This window comes from Methylobacterium sp. D54C (genome assembly GCF_053345595.1).
The window spans coordinates 53,227-77,321 of the sequence record NZ_JBKFAK010000020.1 but is presented as its reverse complement, the minus strand read 5'-3'; the positions used below and the strand labels follow the sequence as shown (position 1 = coordinate 77,321).

Below are 24,095 nucleotides of genomic sequence, written 5' to 3'. Positions count from 1 at the left end.
TCAATACTCGCAGGCGACGTTGACAAGGGCCTGCCGGCCGGCGCGAACCGCCGCGACCGCCTCGGCGAGGGCACCGGGCAGGGCCTCGGCGCTCTCGACGCGCAGGCCGAGGCCGCCGCTTGCCTCCACCACCCGCTCGAAATCCGGCGCGGGCGAGAGATCGGCGAGCATGCGCCCGCGCTCCTTCGCGGCGTAGCCCTCACGGTACATGGCCAGCGTCGAGTTGCGCACGGCGCCGTAGAGGGCGTTGTTAAAGACTACCGTCAGGACCGGCAGCCCGTGCGCGGCCGCAGCCCAGTGGCTCGCGGTGGGGTTGGCGAAGATGTAGGCGCCGTCGCCTAGGGTCGCCACGACGAGCTTGTCGGGCGCCGCGAGCTTGGCGCCGAGCGCGGCGCCGAGCCCCCAGCCCAGGCCGCCGGCCGGGCTCAGGCCGAAATAGGTCCCCGCCCGCGTGCGCGGGCAATGGTCGAGGCGCAGGGGGTACTCGTTGACGATGATCGCCTCCGGCCCGACCGCCTCGGCCACGCAGGCGCTGATCCATTCGGGGGTGATCGGGTCGGTGGCCGAGGGCGCCGCAGGGACGGCCCGGCGCTGCGCGACCGCCGCCCGGCCCCCGTCGCGGCGTCCTTCGAGGGCGCGCTCCAGCCCATCGAGCAGCGTCGCGGTCTCGCCGGGCAGGCAGAGATCTGCCCGGAAGCTGCGCATCGGGTAGCGGGTGAAGGCCGGATCGATCCCGAGATGGGCGATGCGCGCGTTCTCCGGCGGCTTCTGGATCGAGGGGATCCAGGGCACGTCGCAATCGAGGGCGATCACGAGGTCGGCATCTGCGATCCATGGGCCGGGCTCGAACCCCGCGAAGCTCGGGTGATCGGTGGCGATGTTGAGGAAGCGCTGGTGGAACGAGACCACCGGCACCGCGTGGCGCTCGGCGAAGCGAGCGAGCGCGCGGAAGCCGGCCTCGCCGCGCCCGGCGCTCGCGGTGATGATCACAGGCCGCCGGGCTTCGGCGAGCCAGCCGGCGAGCTGCGCAACGGCTGCCGGATCGGGATGCGGCGGCGGGACCGCTGCGAGGACGGAGGCCGGAGCCGCGCCCGGCAGGGCGGCGGCGCCCGCCAGCGTGTCGCGGGGCAGGGTCACGTAGACGGGGCCGCGCGGCGCCGACATCGCCACCTGATGGGCCCGGGCCACGATCTCACCGGCCTGCTCGGGCAGGTGGAGTTCGTAATCCCACTTCACGGCCTCGCGCAGCATACCGGCCTGGTCGAACATCTCCTGCGCCCAATGGATGTAGCGGGTACGAGCCCCGTGGCGGCCGGCCTCCGCATAGGGCGAGCGGCCGGCGAAGAGCAGGACGGGCGTCTCGTCCCGGCTGGCGTCGAGCACGGCGTTGACCGCGTTGGCGGTGCCGACATTGACGTGCACCATCACCGCCTGCGCCCGGCCCGAGACCATGTAGACGCCGTGGGCCATGGCGACGGCGAGATTCTCATGTGGAATCACCATCGGACGCGGCACGCTCTCGCCGGTGGTCTCCGCGCGGGCGAAGGCCTCCGCGATCGGCGGAAAGTCCGTGCCTCCGTTGGCGAAGAAGTAGTCGATGCCGCAGGCCGTCAGCTGCCGGAGTAGGACGTCCGCCGCGCTTCGGACCTCGCCTGCGCGCTCTCGCGGCTGTCGCTCGGCCTTCATCCCAACCTCCCTCGTTTCATTCCCTGGCGCGCCCTTTCTGATGGGGCGGCATCCGGTATTCGGCTTCATCCGAATCGATGACGGACCGATTTTGTGGTTTTCATTTCAACGCATGAACAATAGTTCTGGCAAATAAACTTGTTTTATATGTCGGATCATCATCGATGATGGGGCCGCATTTTGCCATGACAGCCGGTGACTCAGTCCGGATCACCGCGCCAGCGGCGCACGCCGCCGGTCTCGATCTCAAAGAGGTCGAGAACGCGACCGAGCGTATGGTCGACCATCTCCGAGATGCTGTCCGGCCGCGCGTAGAAGGCAGGCACGGGCGGCGCGATGATCGCCCCCATCTCGGAGAGCGCCGTCATGGTGCGCAGGTGCCCGGTATGGAGCGGCGTCTCGCGCACCATCAGGACGAGGCGGCGGCGCTCCTTCAGCGTCACGTCGGCGGCCCGGGTCAGCAGGCCGGTAGTGGTGCCGGCCGCGATCTCCGACATGCTCCGCACCGAGCAGGGCGCCACGATCATGCCGCGGGTGCGGAAGGAGCCCGAGGAGATCGCCGCGCCGATATCAGCCTGGGCATGGGTCTTCGCCGCGAGCGCGCGCACGTCGGCGACCTTGAGGTCGGTCTCGTGGGCCAGTGTCACCTCGGCCGAACGCGACATCACGAGATGGGCCGGGATATCGAGGTTGCGCAGGATCTCCAGGAGGCGGATCCCGTAGACGACGCCCGAGGCGCCGGAGATGCCGACGACGAGGGGGAGGTTGCGGCTCATGCCCTCGCCCCCTCGGCCTCGCCCCCAATCAGGCCCGGCGCTTGGTAGACGTGCTTCAGCTCGGTGAAATCCATGAAGGCGTCGTAGCCGTGCAGGCGGCCCAGCCCGCTCTGCCGGTAACCGCCGGTCTCCGCCTCGGCGAAGAGCTTGTTGTGGTCGTTGATCCAGACGGTGCCGTTGCGCAGCGCCCGCGCCACCCGCAGGGCCCGCGCGCCGTCATGGGTCCAGACGCTCGCCGAGAGCCCGAACACGCTGTCGTTGGCCCTGGCGACCGCCTCCGCCTCGCTCTCGAACCCTTCGAGGACGAGAAAGGGTCCGAAGATTTCCTCCTGCACGAAATCCGCGCGGGTGTCGGCGTGCTCGACGAGCGCCGGCGTCAGGAAGGCGCCGGGTCCTTCGGGAACGCGTGGCCACAACAGCACCGCGTCGGCATCGGCGCAGGCCGCCTCGACGCGGGCTGCGACGGCGTCGCGGGTGGGGCGGTCGATAAGCGGGCCGACCTGGGTAGCCGGATCGAGACCGGGCCCGATCCGCAGGGCGGACAGCGCGGCGGTGAGGGCCGCGCGCATCTCCGGCAATCGGGAGCGGTGCACGAGGACGCGGCGGGCCGCCGTGCATTGCTGGCCGGAAATGATGGTCGCCGCGGCAGCGATCTTGCCCGCCACGGCGTCGATCCCGGCGTCGGGGAAGACGAGGCAGGCCGACTTGCCGCCGAGCTCCAGGGAGAGCTTCTTCATGCTGTCGGCGGCCGCGCGCATGATCGCCTTGCCGGTGGCGGTTGAGCCGGTGAAGCTGAGGACATCGACATCGTGCGAGACCGAGAGATGCTCGGCCCCGGCATGGCGCGTTTCCACGATGACGTTGACGGCGCCTGCGGGCAGGCCCGGCGCGGCGAGGAGCGGGGCCAGCAGGGCGGCGTTGAACACCGCCGTCTGCGCGGCCGGCTTGACGATTGCGGTGCAGCCCGCCGCTAGCGCCGGAGCCAGCGAGCGCACCAGCAGCACAGCCGGGGCGTTCCAGGGCACGATGATGCCGGCGACACCCGCCGGCTCGCGCAGCATGGTCGAGAGCACGCCCGGCTCCGGCTCCAGCACGTGACCGGGAATGTGGCGGGCGAGGCCCGCATAGTAGAGCACCTCCGAGATCGCGCCGCCGATCTCGCCGCGCGACTGGGCGATGGCCTTGCCGTTGTCGCGGGTGAGGAGTTCGGCGAGCCGCTCGCGATCCGCGTCGAGCGCGGCGGCCCAATGCAGGAGCACCTGCTGGCGCAGGCGCGGAGACGCCGCCCATAGTCCGCGGTCGAAGGCGCGGCGGGCCGCGGCGACCGCCGCCTGCGCCTCGCCGAGGCCGCCATCGGCGATCCGGCCGACGAGGCTGCCATCCGCTGGGTCGAGGCTCTCCGCCGCGAGCGAGCCGAAGCGCTCGCCATCAATCCAATGATGCGCGTTGCCGTCCATGGTCGTTTCCCCGCCCTTGATCGTGTCGTCCCCCACGCCCCGGACGTCGGGCGGGTGGTTCTCGCGGATCGTAGGAGCGAGGTGCCGGACCTGTCGAATAAGGATGTTTGATGGGCGCGATCAGCCGAACTGCAGGCGCGCGGCGGTCAGTGCTCGGCCCCCGTAACGATATGCGCCTGGAGCGCGCCCGCCGCGTTGGAGAGGTCTTCCGACAGCATCTCGATGAAGCGCAGGGCCGCAGGGGTGAGCGGGCGCTTCGGATGATGGATGATGACGAGTTGGCGCGTGATGCGCGGCGCCACGATGCGGTAGGCCTTCAGGCTCCCCTCTGCGAGCTGGCGGCTGACCGCGACGCTCGGCAGGACCGTGAAGCAGCGGGAATGCGCCACGAAGTCGGCGATGGCCGGCGGCAGATCGAGTTCGAGCTTGGGGCTCAGCGCGATGTCCTCCGACCCGACCCGCCGGTCGAGTTCGAGGCGCAGGCCGTGCCGCTGCGAGGGCAGGATCAGGTCGAGTTCCGTCAGGTCGCGCATGCGGATCGGGACTGGGACCGGCAGCGGCGTGTCGCGCCCGCCCACCACCACCATCTCCTCATCGAGCAGCGGGTCCACCAGCAGGCCAAGGCGGCGCGGCGGCTTGTTGATCACGGCGACGTCGAGGCTGCCGTTGCCGACCCCCTCGATGAAGGTGCTGCTGTAGCCGTCGGCCAGCGACAGCTCGACATGCGGGTAGGCGGACGAGAAACGGGCGAGCACGATCGGGACGACGCTCATGGCGAGCGAGGACAGGATGCCGACGGTGACGCGGCCGGACACGCTGTCGGACAGCCGCGCCATGGCTGCCCGCGCCTCGGCGACGTCGCGTAGGATCGGCTGCACGAGCTGGTGCAGGGTGCGGCCGGCTGCGGTTGGCACCATCGCCTTCGGCTGCCGATCAAACAGGCGTTGGTCGAGTTCCCGCTCCAGCTTGGCTATCTGCATGCTCAGGGCCGGCTGCACCACGTTCATCCGCTGCGCCGCGCGGGTGACGCTGCCCTCCTCGAACAACGCGACGAAATACGAGATCTGGCGCAGATCCACCGCTGGTGCCTCCCGGATCCGGCTCTGCGGCCGGATCGTATCCGACTGGACCACGCCGCAGCCGACGGAGCAATTCAGACTGTCTGATCGCGCGCATCAGCAATCTTTATTTTGGCGCGCCCGCCGAACGGCCTAACCAAAGGGGAACGATGCTGCCCCTAAGCGGCAAATGGGAGGACATGATGAGCGACCCGGCCCCGGTGCGGTCCCTGCGCGACTGGCTCGACCGTCTCGCCCAGAGCGGGCGCCTCAGCGTCGCGCGCCCCGGCATCGGCCTGCGCCACGAGGCGGCGGCGGTGGCCAACCGCCTGGACGGGCGCAGCGCCACCCTGTTCCCACGGCCCGGCGGCCGGGCCGGCACCATTGCCTCGGGCCTCGTCTCCAGCCGGGCCTGGATGGCCGAGGCGCTCGGCACGCGCGAGGACCGTCTGATCGCCCATTTCCAGCGCGCCTGCGCCGAGCCGCTGCCCTGGCGCGAGCGCGAGACCGGGCCGGCGCAGCAGGTGGTGCATCGTTCCGACATCGACATCCTGCGCATCCTGCCTGTGCCGACGCTGAACGAGCACGACAGCGGCCCCTATATCTCCGCTGGACTGATGATCTCGCGCGATCCCGAGACGGGCGCGCAGAACGTCGCCATCCTGCGCTGTCAGGTCAGCGGGCCCGACCGCATCGGCGTGCTCGTCCTGCCGCGCCACACCGACAACTTCTACCGCAAGGCGGAGGCCGCCGGGCGCGGCCTGGAGGTCGCGCTCGTGGTCGGCGTCGATCCGGCCTGCCTGCTCGCCTCGCAGGCGATCGTGCCGCTCGGCCACGATGAATTGGAGATCGCGGGCGCGCTCACCGGCGCCCCCCTCGACGTGGTGAAGTGCCTCACGAACGATGTGCGCGTGCCGGCCCAGGCGGAGATCGTAATCGAGGGCCGCCTCCTGCCGGAGGTGCGCGAACTGGAAGGACCGTTCGGCGAGTTCCCGCAATACTACGGCGAGCGGGCCAAGCGCCACGTCATGACGGTCGATGCGGTCACCCACCGCGAGAGCCCGATCTTCCACATGATCGTCGGCGGCGGGCTGGAGCATCTGCTCCTCGGCGCGATCCCGCGCGAGGCCACGATCCTCGCCTCTCTCCAACGCAACTTTCCCGGCGTCGAGGACGTGCATCTGTCGCTGGGCGGCGTGGGCCGCTACCACCTCTACGTCAAGCTGCGGAAGTCGCAGGAGGGCGAGGCCAAGAACGTGCTGCTCGGAGCCTTCGCCGCGCATTACGACATCAAGCACGCGGTCGTGGTCGATACGGACGTGGACATCCACGACCCACAGGAGGTCGAATGGGCGGTCTCAACCCGATTCCAGGCCGACCGGGACCTCGTGGTGATCGCGAACAGCCAGGGCTCTAAGCTCGACCCCTCGACCTGCGACGGGGTCGGCGCGAAGATGGGCCTCGACGCCACCGCGCCTCTTGACGCGCCCCCGATGAAGTTCACGCGTATCCGCGTGCCGGGCGAGGCCGAGGTGGACCTCGCCGCTACCATCGTCTCCGGGGCCGACTGGCGCGACGCGGCGAGCGGCTGACGCCATGAGGAGCCTGCCCGATTCCGTTGACGTGCTGATCGTCGGCGGCGGCTCGGCCGGCTGCGTCTTGGCCAGCCGCCTGTCCGCGGATCCAACTCGGCGCGTCCTCCTCGTGGAAGCCGGGATCGACACTCTGCCCGGCGCCGCAACGGAGGCGATCCGCGACAGCTATCCGATGCCGCTGTTCTACGGCGACACCTATATCTGGCCGGGGCTTGACGCGGCCGTGACCCGGGGGCCGGATGGGCGGGTTCGGCGCCGGCTCTACGAGCAGGGCCGTGTGATGGGCGGCTCGTCCAGCATCAATGTCCAGGCCGCCAATCGCGGGCTGCCACGCGACTACGACGCCTGGGCCGAGGCCGATTGCCGGGGCTGGGCCTGGGACGACGTGCTGCCTTATTTCCGGCGGCTCGAGAGCGACCTCGACTGCGACTGCCCCCTGCACAAGACGTCCGGCCCCCTGCCGATCCGGCGCCTGCTGGAGCCGGCTTGGCCTCCCTTCGCATACGCCGCGTTCCGGGCCTTCGACGCCAGCGGCCTGCCGCAGAGAATCGATCAGAACGGCGACTTCTCGGACGGCCTCTTCCCGCCCGCCTTCTCGAACCGCGACGATGCCCGCGTCTCCGCGGCGGAGGCCTACCTCGATGCCGGGGTGCGGGCCCGCCCCAACCTGATCGTCGCGGCGCGCACCGAGGTGGTCGGCCTAGAACTCCAGGGTCGGCGCGTCACCGGCGCGCGCCTGCGCCTCCTGGATGGGGCGGAGCGGGTTGTGGCGGCCCGCCACATCGTGGTCTGTGTCGGCGCCCTGCGCTCTCCGGCCCTGCTGCTGCGCGCTGGGATCGGACCGGCCGATCACCTGCGCGCCTGCGGGATCGCGGTAGCCGCCGACCGTCCTGGCGTCGGCGCGAATCTGCGCGACCACCCGGCCCTGACGATCGCGCAGTTCCTGCCGCCGGCCCTCCGCCTGGACATGCGACAGCGCCGAGCCAGCTTCCTGGCGATGCGCTACTCTTCGGGCCTGCCCGGCGGCAGCGCCTCGGACATGTACGCCACGGTCTCCGCGCGGGCCGGCTGGCATGCCCTCGGTGCGTGCCTCGGTCTCTATTTCCTCTGGGTGAACCAGCCGCACTCCGTCGGATCGCTGCGGCTCGATCCGGCCGATCCAGCGGGCCATCCGGCGGTCGATCTCGACCTCCTGTCCGATCCGCGCGACCTCGCCCGCCTGGCAGATGGCGTCCGGCGCCTCGTCGCGCTCGCCGTCTCGCCCCACCTCAACCCGGACCCGGCCGAGATCTTCCCGGCGAGCTTCTCGCCGGCGATCCGGCGGCTAAGCCGCGTCGGCCGGCGCAACCACCTCGTCACGGCGGCTCTCGCACACCTCCTCGACGGACCGCGTCCCTTACGTCGGCTGATGCTGCGCAGCTTCACGGGCGGACGTGATCTGGCCCGGATCGTCGGCCACGACGCCGCCCTCGCGGACTACGTGAGCGAGAGCGTCTTCGGAGTCTGGCACGCGAGCGGCACCTGCCGGATGGGCGATCGCGACGATCCCGGCGCCGTGGTCGACCCGGCCGGAAGCGTCATCGGGATCGACGGGTTGACGGTTGCGGACGCCTCGGTCATGCCGCGCCTGCCGAGCGCCAACACCAACATTCCGACCCTGATGATCGCCGAGAAGATTGCCGATGGCATCCGAGCCGCGTGAGGCCGAAGGTCGTGCCTCGGGCTCCCTCGACCTCGGTACGCAGCGGATCGAATACCGGCGCACTGCTCCTCGACGGGGCCGATCCACCACGTTCGTGCTCCTTCATGAGGGGCTTGGCTCGGCGGATGGTTGGTGGCCCTTCGCTAACGTGCTCGCCGAGGCGTCGGAATGCCCGATCTTCGCCTATTCGCGTGTGGGCTACGGCCGATCAAGCCCGGTCACGCGGCCCCGGCCCATCGACTACCTAGAGCGCGAGGCGGAGGTTCTCCCGCGCGTGCTCGACGCGGCCGAAATCCGCGACTGTATCATCGTCGGCCATTCCGACGGTGCGACCATCGCCGCCCTCGCGGCTGCGGCCGGCGACCCGCGTATCCACGGAGCAGTTCTGATCGCGCCGCACGTCGTGGTGGAGACCGTAACGCTCGAGGGCGTTCGACAGGCCGCCGCGGCGTTCGAAGCGGGCGACCTCAGGCGACGCTTGGCCTCGCAGCACCGCGACGTGGAAGGCGCTTTCCGGGGATGGAGCGAGGCTTGGCTCGATCCCAGGCGGCGAGAATGGGATGTGCGGGCGGCATTGCAGCCTCTGACGGTACCTCTACTTCTTATCCAGGGCGAGAGAGATCGCTACGGCAGCGCGGTGCAGATCGATGCGCTAACCCAATCCTGTCCTCATGTTGAGGTCCATCACCTGCCGGGGCTGGGCCACGTCCCCCAGTATCAGGACGCCGCAGGTGTCGTTGATTTGATACTGGAATTCTCGATGAAGATCAAAATGCTATAGCATATCTTTGAGTTCTTGGTCGCGCCGCCTAATCAATCCAAGTGAAAAATGCGCAATTAGACCAATATTTTTCGCGCGGTACCGGAAGATCGTGGACTATTAGTTTGTTCGTCAAGCGTTGCTGTCCAACGCAGCCGAAGGTCATGTCTACAAGACCGCTGCCTTAATTCTTTCTGCGGCCAATGTCTGCTGTGAGCTACCATGAGCTCATCGCGGACGCTTCGATGAAAAGTCTGGAAGCGGCACAACTGAAACTCGCAAGGTTAGATTTTCGAGCGTCTGCTTTGGTGAAGCTGCAACGATTGTATTTACGACCGAGATGGGCGCATCACAGTCAGAGGAGCGACGGAAACATACGTCCGCTTACGGGAGGCGCACGACCGCTCGTGAACGACTGCGTTGGGTCCAGGCCGTGTCAAAACGCGGGGAATGGGCGCTGCGCTCGGGTGACGCTCCGATCTTGCGAGAATTGGCTTTTCCATCGCTTGGAGCGACCTTTTGTGGTCGAGTGACGATCCGTTTGAGTTGCAGGCGCTGCTGGACGGCTCTTCAGCCTCTCTGTAAGCGATCCAAGGCCCTTGCTCAGGCCGGGATCGCTGCCAAGAGCTTCCGGCTTCCTATGATGTTGAGAACCCGCGTTAGATTGTAGGCCAGGACCTGGAGTGCCATCTCGGTCGAGACGCGCGGCAGGGTCTTGGTTACGAAGTGCGTCGCCCCCATCCGCGCCTTCAATGTGCCGAAGGGGTGCTCGACCGTCTCGCGCCGGACCCGCATGGCCCGCGGATCGCCGTCCGATCGACGCTGCACGGCCTCCAGCACGGCCTCGTGCTCCCATCGGGTCACCCGGCGCTCCTTGCCTGTCGTGCACGCTCCCTTCATCGTGCAGGCCGAGCAGACATTCGTCCAGTACCGATGCAGGGTCAGGCCATTCTCCACCGAGGTGTACCGATGGGACAGCGTCTGACCCGCCGGACACAGGTAGGTGTTGTCCTGACGACGGTAGAGGAAATCATCTTTGCCGAAGCGCCCGACGGCCTTCGCGCCCGAGGTCATCGGTCGGGGCAGCGTCACGGCGATGCCGGCGCGTTCGCAGGCCAGGATCTGTTCACTGGAATAGTAACCCCGGTCAGCCACCGCATCGAGCGTGTCCGCTTCCAGAGCTTCTTTGGCCCGCGCGGCCATGCCGCTGAGCTGCGCCCGGTCCGAGCCGGCATTGGTGACCGCGTGCGCGACGATCAGGTGATGCTCGGTCTCGACCGCCACCTGGACGTTGTAACCCACCACGCCCGATCCACGACCGCTCATCGGGATCGGTCAGCGAGACCTGCCGGTCGGGCGCGGCCTTCATCTGCTCTTCCAACCCCGCCAGCCGCTCCATCTCCTGTCCGAGGCGGGCGATCTTTTCCTTCAGCCGCTCCACCTTGGTTGCCAGTTCCGGCGTGGGGTCCTGACGATCGGCTGTGTCGAGCTGCGAGAGGTAGCGTGACACGCTCTCCTCGATCTGCTGGCGGCGCCGGTCGAGCTTGCCTTGCGTGAAGTTGCGGTCGCGATTGTTGACCGCCTTGAACTTCGAGCCGTCGATCGCGACGCACGTCCCCGTCAGTAGGCCCATCGTGCGGCACAGGGCGACAAAGCGGGCACAGACTCGCCCGATGGCGGGGCCGTTCTGCCGACGGAACTCGGCAATGGTCTTATGATCGGGCGACAGCTGGCCGGTCAGCCACATGACCTCGACGTTGCGGCCCGCCTCGCGCTCCAGGCGTCGGCTCGACGGGACCCGGTTGAGATAGCCGTAGACGTACAGCTTCAACAGGGAGGCCGGATGGTAGCCCGGTCGACCCGTCCGTGCCGCATCGACGCCTGCAAAGCCGAGTGCGCCGAGGTCCAGGGCCTCCACGAAGGCATCGACGACGCGGACAGGGTTATCCTCGGCGATCCAGTCTTCCAGGCAAGGCGGAAACAGTGTCGTCTGATCGCGCTCGGCATCGGCAACAAACCGTCCCATGCCGTCCTCCGGTCGTGCAGAGGAAAGCTACCATCATCTGGGTTTTGACACAGCCAGGGTCGATTGCAGATGGCCTGCTGTTGAATACGAAACCCGAAGAAGCGGACGGCGCAGGTGGGGCTACCCCTCCCCACGCCGTCTATCGGGTATGCGTTTGAGGCAGCGTCTAAGATCATCGACCTGGGCGTCGCTCAGGAGACGCTTGGGAAGCGTCTGGGCGACGCCTCGCGTCATGTAGATCGCGAAGACATGGTCGTTCTCTGCCCAGCCATGCAGGTCCTGCCACGGGATGGTTCCGGTTCCGTAGGTGCTGTTTGCGGTGAGGCCGTCCGTCGACCAGGCCAGTTGCACGGGGGATTTTGCGGCGGGCGACTCGCTCAGCATGCGTCGTGCCTGACGGGGAACAAGCAGCCATCTGAGGGCTATGATCGTCGCGATGACGCCGTAGAGCACCAGGATGAGGAGGGCGAGAGAGATGAGGTCGACGGTCCGGACCCGGCCATCCATGATGCCGATGAGACCGGCGAATGCGACCGCGAACATGATCGGCATGGCCGCCAGCGCGAGGATCACTCGCGGACGCCTGTAGTTCAGGAACAAGGTGAGGCGTTGCATGTGGATGAGGTCGTCCACCCCGGCCGCAACGGTGACGCTGCGGGTACCCTCGCCTTCTCCATCCTGGTCAAGTGGAGCTTGGGTCGGCATCATCGATTGGCTCATGAACTGGGCCGGAGGCCGCCATCCTACAGGCGATGCCATGCTGTCACGAGGTTTGGCTCCGTTTAAGGACCGCTTCTAGGAGTGGCGAACAGTGCTCGGAACGTCTTGGAAGAGTCGCACGCGGAACGTCCGGTCCGAGGCTGAAGACAATTAGATAGCTCCCTACCGCGGGCGGCTCTCAACGGCGGATCAGGCATCAGCCTGTGGGGACGACATTCGTTGTCCTGCGACAGGCCACCGGCGCGATCCGGTGGTCAGTCTCGTGCCTCCAAGTTGATGACTTGGTCGCCCGGTCGAATCATCGAGATCCAGTGTGTGACCGCGATGACCGTCAAGCGGTGAGAGACGTAACGCAGGCTATCCATGATCTGCCTCTCGGTGTCGTCGTCGAGCGCCGAGCTCGACTCGTCGAGGAAGAGGATCGACGGTTCGCTGTAGAGGGCGCGGGCGATGGCGATGCGTTGGCGCTCGCCGCCGGACAGCTTGAGCCCGCGTTCGCCCAGACATGTCCTTTCCCGAGCGGGCCAGCCTGACCCCCTAAATCTCCCTGGGGCTGGGATCGTCATGCCGGAGCGCGCCCGGCCTGTTCGTCGCTGACGTTCGGCACACGCATTCTCCCTTGCGTCTTGGTCGACCGCATCGGCCCGCCTCTCGGAGGCCCGGGGCATGAGGATCATCGTGCAAGCCGCACGTTTCTTCCGGCCCCGGGCAACGGCCAGAAAGTGATCCGCCACGGGAACGCGGGGATACCGCAGTTCTCGCGTTGCCCATGTCAGGTCCTCCGCTCCGCATCGTGGAATCCGCGGATGGTCATTCGCCACGTGCTGCCGTTGGACGGCATACGGCAGGGAACCGTCGATGGCCTCTCCGTAACGCCCGCGGTCGCGGGCGACGACACGAACCGAGGCATCCCACCGCTCCAAGCCTCCCTCGCGGCTTGGCAGGCGTCACGATGGGGTGGCGTTCGGTACCACGGACCAGGGTGCGGCGGCCGGCGACGTCGATGCCGATGATGCAAGACGGATCCGACTGCCGGGTGGCGGCGGCGGGGGGGCCGCGGCGCGCCGTGTGGCATTGGCCACGCCTGCCCGGGATAGCGGCATACGGTGGCCGCCATCTGGTCGCCCGTGACAGCGGTCGACGTCCGCGCAGCCGGCGAGCTTCAAGGGGGCCAACCGCGCACCGGGTCCAGGCCGATGTGGCTGGAAGCCAAACGATGTCCCCTAATTCCTCAGTCAGGCGCGCCGCCGTTGCGTTGACCGCGAGCGGCCAGGCATCTAGAATCTGTTTCTTCCCAAAAGATTGTCGCTCGTCCACCGGTCGCCGTATGCAGGCGCCGCCGGAACGGAGCCGCGCGTTCGGTCGGCCTCGGGGCCGGCCATGATCGCGTCTGTCGGTCGGAGGCGCATCCGGCCAGATCTCGATGCCCCTACACTTCACGCGGGTGAATGAACCCGGGCGACCTTTCGCGTCCCGGTCAGGGGCCGCTCGGGCTTCGCCACGCCTATCGTCGGCAGGCATAGGGCGTCCCCGAACGGCGCGCCGCCGGCGGACGGGAACGAACAGAGCAACAAACCGACCCATGAAACGAAGGATCAAGCATGCTCGACATCGTGCAGGAACCGACGGAACGCGACCATCCGGGCACCGCGGACGAGGTTGCGATCCTTCACCCGACGATCCAGGCCTTCCTCGACGCGCTGGCCGCCTGGCAACTCAGGAAGGCCCTGGACCAGGATGCGAGGGACGTCGCACGGAGCCGATGGGGTGATGGAGCGGCCCACGATGACGCGGACTGGATGGGTGGTCGACAGGAATTCGAGGAGGCTTTCAGGCCTGGAACCAGCGACCCCGTGCATGCAAAGCATTGGCGAAGATAATTATTGAGATCATTCGCGAGTTGCGGCAGCAAATGAATGCGGCTTGCCTGCCAGGCGCGAAGTATCCGACCGAGATCCGGTCGCCATCCTCACGAAATCCAGATCAAGGTTGCGTTTCATGCTGCCGACGCTGTCGACGGTCGACGAATCCCAGGGCACGGACCGCCTCGTCGCGGTCCGGCGTGCCGGCGCTCCGGGCGACGCCGCGCCTTTGCGGGCGGAGCTGCTGGCCTCGATCCCGCGCACCGCGCGCGGGACGGAGGATCCGATCCCGTCCAGGGCGTCGGCCCGAACGGCGCTGTACTACACCCGTTTCTCCACCACGGGACAGTCGGCCTTGAGTACTGAACGGCAGATCGAGGACTGCCGTACGTACTCAAAGCTGGCCGGGCTGCAGCTCGCCCCTGACGGGATCTACTCGGACGAGGCCCGCAGCGGCTTCTACATAACGGGACGCGATCGCCTGGATGCCATGCTCAAACGCGTGCGCGAGGAGAGGATCTCCTGTGTGATCATCGCCCACACGTCCAGGCTGGCGCGCGACATGGTCGACCTCGGTTGGCTGTACCGGCAGCTGAAGCATCTCGACGTGGAGTTGCATGCCGTCGGGAGCGGGAAGCTCAACGCGGCCATGATCGCGATGCACGGCTTCCTCAACCAGGAGCAGATCGAGACCCTCGTCCACAACACGCGTTTCGCCCGCCGCGCGATGGTGAAGGACGGGCGGGTCCCGTGGGGTGCCCGCACCTTCGGCTACGTGAAGGACGGCCCTAAGGGCGGCCAGGTCAAGCGCGACCCGGAGGAGGAGGTGATCGTCAGGGACATCTTCAACCTGGCCAAGGCGGGGGTGGCACACGCCAGCATCGCGAAGATCCTGAACGACGAGGGGCGGCTCGGGCGGCGGAAGCGACCCTGGACCGCGGACGCCATCGGGTCCATGCTCAGGAACCCCCAGTACCGTGGGATCATCGTGTACTGCCGTTTCCGCCACCAGAGGAAGCCGGATTCCCCGACGGTCGAGGTGATCCCGGTGCCGGAGGATGACTGGGAGGTCGCGTATGCCGAGCACCTGAAGATCATCGACGGTGCGCTCTGGGACGAGGTTCAGGCCAAGGCGTGCCCTTCCCACAGGAACAAGGGCACGCGGCATGGACCGTTCCTGCTCTCCGAGCTGGTCCGGTGCCCCAGCTGCGGCAACGAGATGGTATGCATGGGGGCGCCGGGGCAAGGTCAAGAGCGCCGCTTCGTGTGCTCGTCCCACATCTACAACAAATCCTGCGAGAACCAGCGCAGTTGGGACATGCGCTGGATCGAGGCCGGGACTCTGGGCCTCCTCGCCGACGAGCTCGACGACGCCTCGCTGTACGAGCCCTATTTCACGACTCTGAACGCCAAGTCCAAGGCGGTGGCGGCCGAGGTCTACAGACGGCGCGCCGAGCTCGAGCGCCGTCTCGCCGACGTCAAGGTGGCTCTCAAGGCGACCTTCGATCCCATGCATACGAGGAATTTGGAGGCCGAGGATGTGGAGGAACTCCGCACGGAGCTGAGTGCCGAACGCGGCCGGCTCAGGGAGGCGTTGGCGCGGACGGGCCAGCCGCGCGCGGCCGTCGACGTGGCGGCCAGGGTCGCCGAGCTGTGCAACCTGGGCGCCGCGTTGCGGGATCTCGCGCAGGACGTGCGGTTCGACATGAGCTCCCGCGAGGGGGAAATGATGGCAGGTGCCATCCGCGGCATGATCCGCCGCATCGTTCCGAGGCCGGATCCGGCGTCGCACGGCGTCGCTATCGAGCTGCACCTGTCGAAGCTGGCGTTCTACCGTGCCGTGGACGCGAAGGATGGGCCGGCTCGCGTTCTCACGGGCGTGCACGTCCCGCTGACGAAGGAAGAGCATCGCCGCCGGACGGCGCTCGAAAAGCTCCAGCCGTACCTGGCCGACGGCCGGCACCAAATCGACGATGCGACCTGGGCAACGATCCGCCACCTGGTGCCGGACGACGCCTGCCGGCCCCTCGACGGCGAGCGGCGCGACGGCCGTTCCCTGGTCGAGGCCCTGCTCCTGGGCCTGCGGGCGGCCCGGCCGTTCGCCGACCTGCCGCCGGTGTACGGCACCCGGGAATCGCTGTGGCGTGCCGCGGGCATCCTGGTCAGGAGCGGGGGGTGGGCGAAGATCCTGGCCCTCCTGGGCGAGCGGGGATCCTCGCTGGTGGAGGGAACCGACGCCCACCGCTTCGACTACTTCCAGAAGCTGGCCGTCCGGCGGAAGAGGCTGGCCGGGGGCGCGCCGTCGCGGGCGCGGCGCGGCGAGATCGTGCGTCTCCTCGCTCGCCCCGAGGGTGCCACTCTCGCCGAAGTCAAGGCCATGACCGGGCAGCGGCCCGGCGCGATCCGAACCGCCGTGTCGCGGCTGCCCCGGGTCGGCCTGCTCGTCACGCGGATCGAGCGTCCCTCGGGTGTCAAGGCTTGGCGGACGGTGCCGGCGGGTTCCTGACCGATGCCGCGGTCGGCGATCGGGCCGGACACGGCATCGGTCGATGGATGCTCCCGCCATATGCCCTGGCTGGCCCGTTCCACCATCTGCGGGGAGAGCGCGGGCAAGACCAGCGTCTCCGGCACGAGGTCGCGCCGGAATGCCCCTCTCGCCACGAGAGTGAAGCTGATGCCGCCCGCCGCGAGCACGCCCTCGGCCAGGTAAGCCGAGGGCAGCGCAATGCCGGTCTCGAAGCCGTCGAAGCCGTCGATCCCGGACGGCCTGCGCGTCGATGACCTGACGCTGGATGAAAACGGGCTTGTTGATTACCGTCCGGATTGTGGCGCCCTGTCGGGTCTGCGGGCGTGCTTCGGCGCGAACGCACTGCAGGTATCGGTGGACGTTCGACGACCCGCCCTGGCAGGACCGGTCAATGACGTGGCGGGCGCAGATGCACCGCTTCCGCTGCGGTCATTAAGCGGTCCGAACCACGACATCCCGAGCACCGGCCGCGTGACCTGGCGGCGGTGACCAGGAGCGGAACACAGGGATGCCGTCCTTGCCGCTTGTCCCGGCGAGGGAAAGGCCGGCGAACGCGTCCCAAACTACCTGGCCGTCCAGCGACGCAAGGTGACTGGGGAAGTCATTACCGTCAGGGTCGCCGCCACGAGTGAGCGAGAGGGCCTTCCGCCGGCCGAGGCACCTGACGGGGTCCCACCCAAGTCGCCATGCGTCGCGTAGTCCCTGCGAACCTGCGTCATGGGGAAGACGCCGCCGCTTGCGGCCTGTGGGGAGGGCCCCGTGCCAGACCCGTATCCGCCGAGGCTTCAGGCGTCAGGTCGGGATCGCGCGTACTAGACCGTGAACAGGTCGGAGGTGCATCAGGCTGCCCTGATTCTCCGTCGAGCTCGACAAACGAAGGTGTCGATTAAGCTTGGACCCAGATGTCCGGTCGGCTAATTGTCCAGCTAGATGAGCTGTTATCCCGTCACTGCTATAATCGATTCCCAAGCCTAAGGCAGGCTCCGTCCTGGCGGGTCACGGCCCAATCGTGGCCGTGACCTTCGTACTCTGTTTTGGGATTTTCTCATGCTGATAGCGTTTTTCAGCACCGGCGCGAACGCGGCGAACGCGCATGCGTCGCTCCTCGCCGCCCACGCGCTCGCTTGCTGTCGCGGGCCAGTGACACTCGCCCGCGCGAGGACCGCGGGGGTGCCGAGCCTTCCGGTCACGTTTCCGGACCACGTCCGCCTCATCGAGATGGCGCCCGTGCCCGATGACGTAACACGTGCGATCGGCCAGGGGTTCGAGCGGGGCGGGCAGGGACGGATGCCCATGATACTCGATCTTCCCGTCGACCTGCTCCGAAACGAGGCTCTGCGCGATCGCGTCGATGCCGCCGTCGTCACGGTCGGGGCCAGCCCGCTGGACGAGATGCTCGCCGCGTCGGTGCTGGCCCCGACCGTGACGACGGCGGTCCTTCCCGCACGCGAAGAGCGGGGGCCATGGCTGCTGGGATGCGACCGTCCGAACCACGCATCGGCGGCGTTGCAGTTCGAACGCGCGATGAGGGAGGCGGTGCCCGGCCGTCGCGATGGCTGTCCCGGCGCGCGTTTCCTGCCTGCCATCCTGCCGACGCCGAGCCCGGCGGAGGCGGCCGCGCTCCTGGCCGGCACGCCCGGGGAGGTGGCGCTGCGGCGCGGTCTCAAGCTGCTGGGCCCGCTCATGCCCGGTGCGGGGATGCCGTCCGCCCGACCGGGGAGTGGCGAGAGGCTGCGCGAGGTCGCCGAGGCGTTGGACGCGATGGCCGGCGGAAGGGTTCCCTCGGATGAAAGACTGTCCGACGCCCCGCTGCTGGAGGATTGGTCGATCGAGGCGCGCGCCGTGCCGAGCCTCACCGGTTACGTCACGAACCACCACGTCACCGGCCGCGGTCGGTGGCCCCTGACCGTGGACATCTACGCTACCGACGGCCGGTCCTGGGCAAGGACGTATTCCCGGTATTACCGGCTGGGCCGCCCCGCCGGGTCGGTTTCGCCTCGGGACGTTCGATCGATGGGCTGAGCCAGGGCCTCCGACCGGGCGCGAGGGCGCTGCCGCCTGCAACCCGGGCGGACTGGATGGCGCCTCGGCCCCGATGACGGTCGGGAGCGCGCCGTATGACCCTTCCCGATCTCCGAGGAGGGGGCGATACCGACGGCTCAACCGTTGATGCCGTAAGGTATCGCCGCTGCGACACGGCTGGGCGTGAACGCCGCGGATGGCATGCTCGCCGCTCAGTGGCGGGAAGCCGACCGCGTCGGTTTCGCCACCTGCGTCAGGTTACGGTTCCACCGCCTCGCGCCGGCGTCGCCGCGCCTCCACGTGCATGTTGACGGGGGTGGCGGCGAGGACCCGCGTTGCGATGGTCGCGAGGAAGCGCCCCGGCGACAAGGCCGCTGGCGTAAGGTCCCGGCGTACCGCTACCCGCGGAAGGTCCGCGACGACCCGTTCGATGGCCGCGACCGGGATCTCTGCCGGAACGTCCTCGCCTTCCGGCACGGCCCCGCGCCCGGGTTCTGGGATACCGTTCCCGGGGGGGACGCCGTCGGGCTCGGGTATCGCGACCTCGTCGGCGTAATCCATCAGGATCAGGCACGTTGCATGGTAGGCGTCGTCCTCCTGCCCGAGCTTGACGAGCAGGTCGAACAGCCATTCCGCCGTGTTCGGCTCCTTCTGCAGGATGTCGGAGCGGAGCCCGAAGACGAAGCCCAGCGCCGCGAGCGGGTGCCGCAGCCGCAGGTTCTTGGCGTCGCCATACGACTCCTCCACCCGGTTCGGCGCATTCTTGCCGTACGAGGAGTCCATCCGCTTGGTGGAGACCAGCAATTCGGGTCCGGTCGCCCAGTCGGCGATGATGACGTCGACCTGCTTGAGGTAGTTCTTCCCGAGTATGGGCGCCGCGGACGCGGTCACGCCGGGGATGGATGTCTTCCTCGCCACTCGTTCCGCGACCTGCCTCCCGAGGTTGCCCGGCAACGCCTGGATGAGCGCGGCGACCGGCGCGGGGAGGATGCGCGGACTGCTCGGCCGCGGCCAGACCCGGTCGGCCTCGAATCCCGCTCGCCTGAGCTCGTGGCTGACCCACACGTCCAGGGCGAGCGCGGGAACGCCGGTCTGGGAGGCCGCCCCTAGGTGCAGGGGAACGCCGAGCAGCCGCTCCAGGGTCGCATAGTCCGGCTCGAAACCGGGAGCGCCCTCGTCGCCGACAGTCCAGGGATTGCCGTGGATCCCGTCCGGCGCCGCGTCGGCGACGATGCGGTCGAAGAGAGCCCAGGCCTCGGCCTTGGAACTTGGCCTCGGGGGCATGGGCTGGCTCGCTTCGCGGGGATCCTCCGTCCGCCGATCCGGGGCGGACCGTGTCGTACGGGGGCGGGAGTTCCTCCCGGCAGGGACGTTATGCAGGCGGTTTCGGAGGGCGCAAGCGGTCATCGGGATCGACCGTGAGCGACCCCCGGCCGGGCCGGTGGTTTCCTGGGTGACCGGGGTACCTGCCGTGCGGTCCGCCAGGGGTGACGGCGCCGGGGAGTGGACCGTCCATCGGGTTGCGATGCCGCTGTCACGCTGCGCGATGACGCCAAATCCGCATCGCCGCCAGCGCCTCGCGGAATGCCTCCCCGTCCGCGGCCGAGACTTGTCCCGGCGCGGGCAGCAGCACCCGCGCCGCCTCCCTGGGCTCGAGCTTCAGGAGGCCCCCGCCAAGCGGGTGTCCCTCCACCTCGCAGCTGAGGTCGGCGAGCGTGCCGCCCCAGGCCGACAAGCGATGCGCGAGCGAGGGATTGATCACCCGGACGCAGTGCACCGAGTTCGTGGCGCTGCAGCGCGCGTCGTTGCGGACCAGGGCTGGCCTCTCGCCGGACATGTATGAAAGCAAGTAGTCTGGGATCCGCACGTCCGGGACCGCGTACCAGGGCGTGCGAACGCGGCACTTATAGCTCGTGCGAGCGTTCAGGCCGTCGGCGCCATCGAGATACGCCCGCACCGCCTCGGGCAGGATGCCCGTCGTCGGCAGGCGCAGCAGCAGGTAGGGTTCGTCCCGCTCCCGCCAGCGCGCGACGTCGGCCGGCCCCAGCACGGGGGCACCGAGAACCCGGCCGTTGCGGACCGTGGGTTGCAGGAACGCGTCGGGAATTCCGAGGCGTGCGGCCTGGGAGGGCCGGAGATGAAAGAAGCCGTTGGCGCCCGTGACGTAGCCGATCCCGACGGCGGCGATCTCGCCCAGGCGGGATGTCTCGGCCGAGGCCGCCACGCGCAGGTAGGCGTCCCGCGCCGTCCGGGGCGCCAGATAGGGCCGCAGGCGCCTGCGCCAGGCCTGGCGCCACTCGCTGACGTCGACGCGTTCGAACTCCGTGGGGGGCTCGTCGGAGGGGGCGAAGCGTTGGGCGGCGCTGAAGCGTATCTCGCCGGTGGAGCCGCCGAACCCGTCCGCGAACAGGAGCCAGCAGTCTTCCGACAGGTCCGGGAACAGCTTCTCCCGGATCGCCACGACGTGGACCACCGAGAAGTTGGCCACCGCGAATTCCAGAACCGGCGCCGCGTAGGGGGCGTGGCCGATCTCAGCCGGGACGACGAACGCCATGCGGCCGCCCGCCTTGAGCAGCGCGGCGGTCGCGACCAGAAAGGGGGCCCAGGACGACGTCAGGCCGGAGAAGCGGACCCCGAGCCCGAGGCACAGCCGCAGAGCGCGCGCGCGCGTCTCGCCCGCGAAGAGCTGGTACCGCACGAAGGGCGGGTTGCCAGCCGCGCAGTCGAACCGCTCACCGGTCCGCTCGGCCCAGGTGAAGAAATCGCCGACGTGGATCTCGCCGGCCGGCGCACGCCGCCGTGCGGCGGCGGCGCTCGCGGGATCCATCTCGATCCCGAAGCTTCGCGAGTGGGCGGCTACGAACATGCCGTCGCCGCACGACGGGTCGAGGAGCCGGTCGCTGCGTCCTCGGACGGACCACCGGACCAAGGTCGCCGCTACGGCTTCGGGCGTGAAGTAGGCGCCGGAGGCCTTTCGCGAAAGGTGGCTCGGCATGCTCGCCGGCAGGGCGTCGGGCCCGTCGATGAGGTCGGGGGGCGGAAGCGAATCCATGACGTGATGCTAGCACGGCGGGAACGGCTTGGGTTCAGGTCCCGGACCCTGGACGGCCGTTTCCCCTGGGCGAAGTGACGTCGATCATCGCTTCTCCCGGGGCGCGTCCCGGCGCCGGGGCCTTCGCTCGGCGTTAGGGCAGCTTGGGGCCCGTCCGGCCGGACCGGCGGTAAGCCGGCTTCAACCGGTCTGGGCAAGCTCGGAAGCTGGACGACATGCTCGCCAGCGAGCCCTCGCGGGCATGCCCTTCAGGTCCCCCGGTCCTGGCGCCGCTTGCGGCCCGAGAGCGTCGCGACCTTGGGTTGCCGGTATCTCACCGAATGGGATCCGATCAGGCGCTGGCGCTTTCAGCCGATCGCCTTGATCTCGGGCGCGATTGGCCGTTCACGCTCACTGGGCGGGAGGTACGACGAGGCGCGCATCGCCCTGAACGTCATGCCCATCGCGCTGTTCGAGACTGCTGTGATCTTTAGTTACCCAAGGCAGCCCTCCGCGAAAGCCAGAAGGCGCATCACACCCGTCATGCTGAAGGACGGCGAGGAACGCCCTCGCCCTTTCGACCATGACGCTCGACGCCACGGAGAACTTCCTCATGAGACCATCCCATGTCGCGGGTTGGTCGGAAGCAAAGCGCGACCTGATCCAAGGGGCCTTCCTCTCGACCGTGGTGGCTGGAACGAACCTGCGGCCGGAACCGGGCCATTTGCTGTTCTGATACGACGTCCCCTAGTTCGGCACGGGAAGCGGGAGATGGAGATCGCTGAACGGGACGTGACGGGCGGGGCTCACCTTGAAAGAACGAGCACTGTGGAAACTTCAACGGCAAGCTGAAGGACGAAGCCTGCGCCAGGGGATTTTTTACTTGTTGCGGTCCGCACAGATCGTGATCAACCTCCGGCAGAGCACATACGACCGCGTCCGGCCGCATTCGTCGTTGGGCTACCCGCGCCCGTTACGTTCCCGGATCTGGATTTCGAGCTACATGGCTGCCACCATGCAGTGGCCTCCCAATTGGCTCGGTCCAATGTACCGGTCAGGTTACATGCGGGTGGGGGGACGACCTCGCCCCGACCCCACCGAATCGCTACCTTGGCCGCATTCGGCGGAGGCTCGATGCGGGCATGGTGGAATTGATTGCAACCTGCGTCCCGAGCGAGGGGGGGGCAATCAGGGGCGTCCTGCGCCGATCCACTGCGGTGGCTCCGGGAGTTCGACGACGATCCGAAACTGTTCCTCCAAGTGTCGATCGCCGGTCAACGCCGAAGCGCGATCATCGATGCGGGTGCCTCGGCCGCGCGCATAGCTCTGCAGCTTGCCGCGACGATCAGGTATCGGTTCAACCTCCAATGGATGGTGCGTATTGGGCTCCTCGACATCGATCCCTTGCCTCTGCCGCGATTGAAGGTATGGCCCATACCCGACCCGCGCCCCGACATGTGGTTGGCATCGTTGTCGCTCGCCCCCGCCCTCGAACGCGTCTTGGCCGACGCCGCCGATCTCGCTGCGGCTGCGGCCGATGCGAGCGTAGGCAAGCCGACGTCGGACGAGCGGCTGACCGTCGCGGGCGTATGGCCGCTCTATGATTTCCGGGACTTGGCCATCGCCGCGGGGCATCGACGCTCGCGCCGGGCAGATGACCGCATGCAAGACGACGCAGCCGAATCTTAACCCAGACGGTCGATCGTGCCCCACCGACCGGGGAGGCAGCCGTGGACGACGTCACGAAGCAATGCGTCGGCTTGTTCCTGGCCTTTTTCTCGCGGATCGACCGGTCCGTTTCCGTCCGTATGTTGCGCCGCGTTCCGGCGTTCGAGACAACCTTGACCGACGAGTTGCTCGCGCTCCTCGACGGGGAAGCTCTGACCCGCGAGCATGGAGGTCTGGCCAGCGCGATGCGTCGGCGCATCAACCGGTTGGCGGCCAGCGTACCCCAGGAGGAGGACGGCCTCGAGTTGCCCAAATGGGACCTCGACATGCGGGCGTTCGACCACGGCAGGGGGTTCGAGGGGCGGGTCTCGAAAGCTGATTTCGGCCTTCTAATCGAATTCGGTGCCAAAGGTCACGCAAATTATAGGCGCTGCATCTATCTGTTCCAAGCCAAAAGGCTTGCTCCCTTCACGTCCCGGGTCAGATCCAGTCGATTTGGGCACGATTCACAATTCAATTCTGTTAGCGAACATCAACACCATCGAATGCTGCAGATCGAAGCGGATTTGAAACTCGACCTGTACCGGTACTTGTACTACATGCCTCCACGGCTCTCCGTCGATCCCGAATGGACGAAGTCTGCGGCCGATGGCACCCGTTGCACCAGAGTCGAGGGAGGCGGCCTCTGGGCGGGCAGGGTCCTCGAGGCCCCGGACGTGGACCCGCGGTGGATCTACGGGGCATACCTGTCAGAAACTCTTCCGCTGGCGGCGCTGCTGGCAGCCCATGTAGCGGAGGCTATCGGCGAGGTCGGATGCGCGGCCGCCCTCGGAGGAAATGCGCTGGCGCATTCGCTTGGCTCGGCGGACCTGCCCCCGACCGAGGATCTGGCGCTCGCCTTGGTCTCCGGCGACATGCAGGCGGTAGGCGCGATCTGCGCCCAATTGGGGCTAACCCCGTCCGGGTACCCTCTGGTGCCGAACACCGTCCTGAAGATACGCCTGCCATCTCCGCCGGAGCCGCGCCTCGTTCCCGTACCGTCCTACGGGGGCGCCATCTGACGAAGCCCGCCGGCCTGCACAGCTCCCCCGGCTGCCCCCTGAGCCAGACACGCGAGCCCGGTCGCCTCAGGCGCGCCGCAAGGTCGTCCGCACGCTCGCCCCGCCCGGACAACTCGGTCACGCGCTCCATAATCCTTAATTATG

The 24,095-nt window shown here is 68.2% G+C and carries 16 protein-coding genes and 4 pseudogenes; 11 read left to right on the top strand and 9 right to left on the bottom strand.

What is annotated here, in order from left to right:
- The 4 genes from ACLBYB_RS25965 to ACLBYB_RS25950 all read right to left on the bottom strand — a co-directional run bounded on the left by ACLBYB_RS25965 (window position 1) and on the right by ACLBYB_RS25950 (window position 4,998).
- Entirely contained in the window at window positions 1–1,686 is a 1,686-nt protein-coding gene (locus ACLBYB_RS25965) for a thiamine pyrophosphate-requiring protein (RefSeq protein ID WP_447700514.1), read from the bottom strand.
- Between the two features lie 200 nt (window positions 1,687–1,886).
- Window positions 1,887–2,462 (bottom strand): UbiX family flavin prenyltransferase, encoded by a 576-nt coding sequence (locus tag ACLBYB_RS25960; protein ID WP_447700513.1) that lies wholly within the window; start codon window positions 2,460–2,462, stop codon window positions 1,887–1,889.
- On the bottom strand, window positions 2,459–3,919 hold the full coding sequence (locus ACLBYB_RS25955; RefSeq protein WP_447700512.1) for an aldehyde dehydrogenase family protein: 1,461 nt from the start codon (window positions 3,917–3,919) through the stop codon (window positions 2,459–2,461). The genes ACLBYB_RS25960 and ACLBYB_RS25955 overlap by 4 nt, the downstream gene beginning before the upstream one ends.
- Window positions 3,920–4,065: 146 nt before the next feature.
- On the bottom strand, window positions 4,066–4,998 hold the full coding sequence (locus ACLBYB_RS25950) for a LysR family transcriptional regulator (RefSeq protein WP_447700511.1): 933 nt from the start codon (window positions 4,996–4,998) through the stop codon (window positions 4,066–4,068).
- Between the two features lie 182 nt (window positions 4,999–5,180).
- Between ACLBYB_RS25950 and ACLBYB_RS25945 the strand changes: the two genes are divergently transcribed.
- The 3 genes from ACLBYB_RS25945 to ACLBYB_RS25935 are packed head-to-tail and all read left to right on the top strand — an operon-like array spanning window position 5,181 to window position 9,055.
- A complete protein-coding gene (locus ACLBYB_RS25945; RefSeq protein ID WP_447700527.1) occupies window positions 5,181–6,569 on the top strand; it encodes a UbiD family decarboxylase in 1,389 nt (462 codons plus the stop codon).
- A gap of 4 nt (window positions 6,570–6,573) precedes the next feature.
- Window positions 6,574–8,274 carry a GMC family oxidoreductase gene (locus ACLBYB_RS25940; RefSeq protein ID WP_447700510.1) on the top strand — a complete coding sequence of 567 codons (1,701 nt, stop codon included), beginning with the start codon at window positions 6,574–6,576 and terminating at the stop codon, window positions 8,272–8,274.
- Window positions 8,255–9,055 (top strand): alpha/beta fold hydrolase, encoded by an 801-nt coding sequence (locus ACLBYB_RS25935; protein WP_447700509.1) that lies wholly within the window; start codon window positions 8,255–8,257, stop codon window positions 9,053–9,055. Before ACLBYB_RS25940 ends, ACLBYB_RS25935 begins: the two co-directional genes overlap by 20 nt.
- Window positions 9,056–9,637: 582 nt before the next feature.
- On the opposite strand, the pseudogene ACLBYB_RS25930 reads toward ACLBYB_RS25935, so the two are convergent.
- From ACLBYB_RS25930 to ACLBYB_RS25920, 3 genes and pseudogenes are all read right to left on the bottom strand, one after another.
- Window positions 9,638–11,060: pseudogene (locus ACLBYB_RS25930) on the bottom strand (IS1182 family transposase).
- Window positions 11,061–11,180: 120 nt separating this feature from the next.
- A complete protein-coding gene (locus ACLBYB_RS25925) occupies window positions 11,181–11,768 on the bottom strand; it encodes a YcxB family protein (protein WP_447700508.1) in 588 nt (195 codons plus the stop codon).
- A gap of 266 nt (window positions 11,769–12,034) precedes the next feature.
- Window positions 12,035–12,289: pseudogene (locus ACLBYB_RS25920) on the bottom strand (ATP-binding cassette domain-containing protein); the annotation flags it as partial.
- A gap of 1,092 nt (window positions 12,290–13,381) precedes the next feature.
- On the opposite strand from ACLBYB_RS25920, the gene ACLBYB_RS25915 reads away from it, so the two are divergent.
- The 4 genes and pseudogenes from ACLBYB_RS25915 (at window position 13,382) to ACLBYB_RS25900 (ending at window position 18,191) form a co-directional block, all read left to right on the top strand.
- Window positions 13,382–13,660 (top strand): hypothetical protein, encoded by a 279-nt coding sequence (locus ACLBYB_RS25915; RefSeq protein WP_447700507.1) that lies wholly within the window; start codon window positions 13,382–13,384, stop codon window positions 13,658–13,660.
- Between the two features lie 118 nt (window positions 13,661–13,778).
- Window positions 13,779–16,148 (top strand): recombinase family protein, encoded by a 2,370-nt coding sequence (locus ACLBYB_RS25910; protein WP_447700506.1) that lies wholly within the window; start codon window positions 13,779–13,781, stop codon window positions 16,146–16,148.
- Between the two features lie 219 nt (window positions 16,149–16,367).
- Window positions 16,368–16,602 (top strand): annotated as a pseudogene (locus tag ACLBYB_RS25905) (hypothetical protein); the annotation flags it as partial.
- A gap of 614 nt (window positions 16,603–17,216) precedes the next feature.
- Window positions 17,217–18,191 (top strand): DUF6634 family protein, encoded by a 975-nt coding sequence (locus ACLBYB_RS25900; RefSeq protein ID WP_447700505.1) that lies wholly within the window; start codon window positions 17,217–17,219, stop codon window positions 18,189–18,191.
- A 258-nt stretch (window positions 18,192–18,449) separates the two neighbouring features.
- Here the strand turns inward: ACLBYB_RS25900 and ACLBYB_RS25895 are convergent, their stop codons facing one another.
- A complete protein-coding gene (locus tag ACLBYB_RS25895; protein WP_447700504.1) occupies window positions 18,450–19,475 on the bottom strand; it encodes a hypothetical protein in 1,026 nt (341 codons plus the stop codon).
- Between the two features lie 250 nt (window positions 19,476–19,725).
- Complete coding sequence (locus tag ACLBYB_RS25890) at window positions 19,726–21,243, bottom strand: SAM-dependent DNA methyltransferase (protein ID WP_447700503.1); 1,518 nt, start codon at window positions 21,241–21,243, stop codon at window positions 19,726–19,728.
- A gap of 562 nt (window positions 21,244–21,805) precedes the next feature.
- On the opposite strand from ACLBYB_RS25890, the gene ACLBYB_RS25885 reads away from it, so the two are divergent.
- The 4 genes and pseudogenes from ACLBYB_RS25885 to ACLBYB_RS25870 all read left to right on the top strand — a co-directional run bounded on the left by ACLBYB_RS25885 (window position 21,806) and on the right by ACLBYB_RS25870 (window position 23,951).
- Window positions 21,806–21,958, top strand: coding sequence for a hypothetical protein (locus tag ACLBYB_RS25885; protein ID WP_447700502.1), 153 nt, complete (start codon window positions 21,806–21,808; stop codon window positions 21,956–21,958).
- Window positions 21,959–22,037: 79 nt separating this feature from the next.
- Window positions 22,038–22,243: pseudogene (locus ACLBYB_RS25880) on the top strand (integrase core domain-containing protein); the annotation flags it as partial.
- A 239-nt stretch (window positions 22,244–22,482) separates the two neighbouring features.
- The gene (locus ACLBYB_RS25875; RefSeq protein WP_447700501.1) at window positions 22,483–22,911 is read left to right on the top strand and encodes a hypothetical protein; all 429 of its coding nucleotides are present in this window, start codon (window positions 22,483–22,485) and stop codon (window positions 22,909–22,911) included.
- 41 nt (window positions 22,912–22,952) lie between these two features.
- Window positions 22,953–23,951 (top strand): hypothetical protein, encoded by a 999-nt coding sequence (locus ACLBYB_RS25870; protein ID WP_447700500.1) that lies wholly within the window; start codon window positions 22,953–22,955, stop codon window positions 23,949–23,951.
- Window positions 23,952–24,095: the final 144 nt, after the last annotated feature.